Genomic DNA, 4467 nt, shown 5'->3' with positions numbered 1-4467 from the left:
TTCTACTTGTACTCTCACCCCCGATTCTGATACACTCAAATGACTAGGCGTCGGCATCACAATGGAGATCATGGCGCGGTAACGGAGGATGATTTGTTCCCCATACGCGATACTGTGATGAGGAGGGAGACCCCGCTTGCGGTCTGGGCCCTTATCGCGATCAATGTTATCGTATTCCTTATCGAGCTTTCTCTTCCCCAACGTACCCTGGAATGGGTATTCTATCACTTCGGATTAGTCCCGGCCCGGTATGCTGATGTCTACTTTAAGGCGTGGTTCGGACCGACCGCTGATTCCATCTGGCCGTTTATCACGAACATGTTCCTTCATGGGAGTTGGATGCATCTCATCGGTAACATGTGGGCGCTGTGGATATTCGGGGGAAGCGTGGAGGACAGGATGGGACACTGGCGGTTCGTATCCTTCTATCTCATATGTGGGATTGCGGCGAGCCTCACCCACTACGTGACCAACCTCCATTCCACGATCCCGGCGTTGGGGGCGTCCGGGGCGATCGCCGGGGTGATGGGGGCCTATCTGCTCATGTTCCCCACCGCCCAGGTCATTACCCTCATCCCGCTCGGATTCATCCCGTTCTTCGTGCCGATCCCCGCGGTGCTGTTCATCGGCGCCTGGTTTCTCACCCAGTTGTTCTCCGGGGTGTACGCGCTGGTGGCACCCCAGTTTGGTGGTGGAATCGCGTGGTGGGCCCACATCGGCGGGATGGTGGCAGGAATGGTCCTGTTTCCGGTGTTCCACCGGCGCAGTCACTTCAGGGACGGGATATACTCGAGCTGATCTCAAAAGGAGGATGAGATGGACCGAATGTGCGATGATTGCCGGATAAGACCAGCTGTTCATCATGTGGTAGTGCGTCGGGGAGGGACGGAAGAGGAGCTCTACCTGTGCGACGAGTGTTATGCGAAACGGTTCGGCGCGGGGAGATCCCCATGGGAATCATTGTTCGGCGGGATGTTGGGGGATTTCTTCGAGGATTTCTTCCCCGAGTCGCGCGAGCCGCGGGCGGAACGTCGTCCGCGGCGGGAATCGGTGGACATCTCGGACTGGCTCTCCGAACCGGCCCGGGATGCCCTGGCCCGCTCCGCGGAGAAAGCGGCGGAGTGGGGAAGCGACCTCATCGACACCGAACACCTCCTCCTTGCGCTCCTTGACACGCAGGTCGTCCAGGCCCTGTTCAAGGGGGTGAAGCTCAAGCCCGACGACGTGGTCCAGTACATCGAGCACAACGTCCCCCGGGTGGAGCGGGAGGTGAAGAACCCGGAGCTCGCCCCGCGATTGAAGCGGGTCCTTGTCCTGGCGGCCGAGGAGGCACAGCGGCTCGGGCACTCCTACATCGGGCCGGAGCACCTGTTGATCGGCCTTGTGCGGGAGACGGACGGCCTGGCCGGGGATCTCCTCCGCAAGTACGGGATCACTCCGGAATCATTGCGACAGCAGGTGGTGAAGATGGTCGGAAAAGGAGCGGAAGAAGGGCGCGTGCAGGAGCCCTCGTCGACCCCGACGCTGGATAAGTTCTCCCGCGATCTCACCGCGATGGCCAAGCAGGGGAAGCTCGACCCGGTGATCGGTCGGCATGAGGAGATCGAGACGGTGATCGAGATCCTTTCCCGCCGCACCAAGAACAACCCGGTCCTGATCGGAGAGCCCGGGGTGGGGAAGACGGCGATTGTGGAGGGACTGGCGCAGCGGATCGTGAATGGCGAGGTGCCCGAGCTCTTGAAGGGGAAGCGGGTGGTCGAGCTCGACCTCACCGGGATCGTCGCCGGGACCAAGTACCGCGGGGAGTTCGAGGAGCGCATCCGCAAGGTCCTCGATGAGGTGAAGGAGAACCAGGACGAGATCATCCTGTTCATCGATGAGGTCCACCTCCTCGTCGGCGCCGGCGGGGCCGGGGAGGAGGGGACGATGGACGCGGCCAACATCCTGAAGCCGATGCTCGCTCGGGGAGAGCTGCACGTGATCGGAGCTACGACATTGGGGGAGTACCGCAAGCGGATCGAGAAGGATCCGGCACTGGAGCGGAGGTTCCAGCCGGTGTTCGTCGCCGAGCCGACGGTGGAGCAGACGGCCGAGATCCTGCGCGGACTGAAGGACCGGTTGGAGGCGCATCACAAGGTGAAGATCACCGAGGAGGCGATCGTTGCCGCCGCCGAGCTCGCCGACCGGTACATCACCGGACGGTTCCTCCCGGATAAGGCGATCGACATCCTGGATCAGGCGTGCGCCCGGATCCGGATCCGCAACACCATGCCTCCGATCGAGGTGCAGGAGGGAGAAGCGAAGATCAAGCACCTCCAGCGCGAGGAGGCAGCAGCGGTGGCGGCGAAGGACTTCGGCCGCGCCGAGGAGATCAAGCGCGACCGGCAGAAATGGGAAGAGAAGCGGGATCGAGCGATGGAGGAGTGGAAGAGGACCCGTGCCAAGTCGGTTCCGGACGTGCGCACCGAGCATGTGGCCGAGATCGTCTCCCGGCTGACCGGGATCCCGGTCTCCGAGTTGACCAAGGAGGAGCGGGAGAAGCTCCTGGCGATGGAGGAACTCCTCCACCAGCGGATCGTCGGTCAGGATGAGGCGGTCAAGGCGGTGTCGGAGGCGGTGCGCCGGACGCGCGCCGGGCTCTCCGATCCCAACCGCCCGATCGCGAGCTTCCTCTTCCTCGGGCCGACTGGAGTGGGGAAGACCGAGCTCGCCAAGGCACTGGCCTGGATTCTGTTCGGGGACGAGGACGCCATCGTCAGAATCGACATGTCCGAGTACATGGAGCGGCATGCCGTCTCTCGTCTCGTCGGTGCCCCTCCCGGTTACGTCGGTCACGAAGAGGGAGGGCAGCTGACCGAGGCGGTCCGCCGCCGTCCGTACTCGATCGTGTTGCTCGATGAGATCGAGAAGGCGCATCCCGAGGTGTTCAACATCCTCCTTCAGGTGCTCGACGACGGGCGTCTCACTGACTCCAAGGGCAGGACGGTCGACTTCACCAACACGGTGATCATCGCTACGAGCAACATCGGGGCCGAGATCATCCGCGACAACCTGCGGATGGGGCCAGAGGCACTCAACTACAAGGACCTCAAGGACCGACTGATGGAGGAGCTGGCGCGCTACTTCCGGCCGGAGTTCATCAACCGGATCGATGAGATCATCGTGTTCCAGGCCCTCACCCGCGAGCAGATCCACGACATCGTCAAGCTGCAACTGGAGCGGGTCGCCCGTCGGCTTCGCGCCCAGCGGATCACCCCCAAGTGGACCGATGCCCTCATCGATTACCTGGCCGAGCGGGGCTACAGCCCGCAGTTCGGGGCGCGGGAGCTGCGGCGGATCATCCAGTCGGAGATCGAGGGGCTTCTCGCCCGCAAGCTCTTGGCTGGAGAGATCGGAGAGGACGTCACGGTCGAGATCGACTACGACGCAGAGAAGGGGGAGGTCATCGCCCGCGCACTGAAATCGGCGGAGGTGGCAACGGATGAAGGCGCGAACGAAACCAAGTCCGAAACGGAAGGAGGGGACTCATGACGATCCTCGATCTATTCTGGATCTTCCTCATGCTGTCGGCCCTGCAGCCGGTTCTGCACCAGCGCATGCTGGAGAACACCCGTCAGCGGCTGATCGCCAAGATCGAGCACGAGCGCGGATCACGCGTGATCCTCCTCGTTCACCGGCAGGAGACGATGAGCTTTCTCGGGTTTCCGGTCATGCGCTACATCGACGTGCACGACTCCGAGCAGGTGATCAGGGCGATCCATCTTACCGACCCCGATGTGCCGATCGACATCGTCCTTCACACCCCAGGAGGGCTCGTACTCGCCGCCACCCAGATCGCGCGTGCCATCAAGCGGCATCCGGGCAAAGTGACCGCGTTCGTTCCCCACTACGCGATGTCCGGGGGGACGCTGATCGCCCTCGCAGCGGACGAGATCGTGATGTGCGAGCACGCGGTCCTCGGGCCGGTTGACCCCCAGCTCGGGGAGTTCCCGGCCGCGTCGATAGTGAAGGCGGTGCAGGAGAAGCCGGTGGAGAAAGTGGATGATCGCACCCTGATCCTGGCCGATACCGCGGAGAAGGCGCTCCGCCAGGTGCGGGAGAGCGTGAAGGAGATCCTCGCCGGCCGATACTCCGACGAGAAGGCGGCCGAGCTCGCTCAGATCCTGTCCGAGGGACGCTGGACGCACGACTACCCCCTCACCTATGAGGAAGCAAAGCGACTGGGGCTGCACGTATCGGCCGACATGCCGAATGAGATTCTGCACCTAATGCAGCTCTATCCCCAACCGGTGCGCCACACTCCCAGCGTGGAATACCTTCCGTTTCCACATCGTCGCAGTCCCGGGAATCAGTCGCCACGAGCTGATAACTGAACTGCGGGGGCAAACAGCGGCTACAATTCGACCTTCGCTGGGTCGTTCGGAGACGGGACGACCCGCCACTCTTGCTCTTCCACGTCGAAATCGG

Annotated in this window: 3 protein-coding genes; all 3 read left to right on the top strand. The window is 62.8% G+C overall.

The annotated features are described in order from the left end of the window. The first annotated feature begins 93 nt into the window (after positions 1-93). Genes J7J55_03895 through J7J55_03885 form a run of 3 tightly spaced genes read left to right on the top strand, consistent with a single transcriptional unit; the run spans position 94 to position 4373 of the window. A complete protein-coding gene (locus tag J7J55_03895; protein ID MCD6141846.1) occupies positions 94-798 on the top strand; it encodes a rhomboid family intramembrane serine protease in 705 nt (234 codons plus the stop codon). Between the two features lie 18 nt (positions 799-816). After that, positions 817-3531, top strand: coding sequence for an ATP-dependent Clp protease ATP-binding subunit (locus J7J55_03890; GenBank protein ID MCD6141845.1), 2715 nt, complete (start codon positions 817-819; stop codon positions 3529-3531). Continuing rightward, complete coding sequence (locus J7J55_03885) at positions 3528-4373, top strand: ATP-dependent Clp protease proteolytic subunit (protein ID MCD6141844.1); 846 nt, start codon at positions 3528-3530, stop codon at positions 4371-4373. Before J7J55_03890 ends, J7J55_03885 begins: the two co-directional genes overlap by 4 nt. Positions 4374-4467: the final 94 nt, after the last annotated feature.

The sequence above is a fragment of the Candidatus Bipolaricaulota bacterium genome, assembly GCA_021159055.1.
Taxonomy (GTDB): domain Bacteria; phylum Bipolaricaulota; class Bipolaricaulia; order UBA7950; family UBA9294; genus S016-54.
The sequence above is the reverse complement of the archived record's forward strand: the minus strand, read 5'-3'. Positions and strand labels throughout refer to the sequence as shown.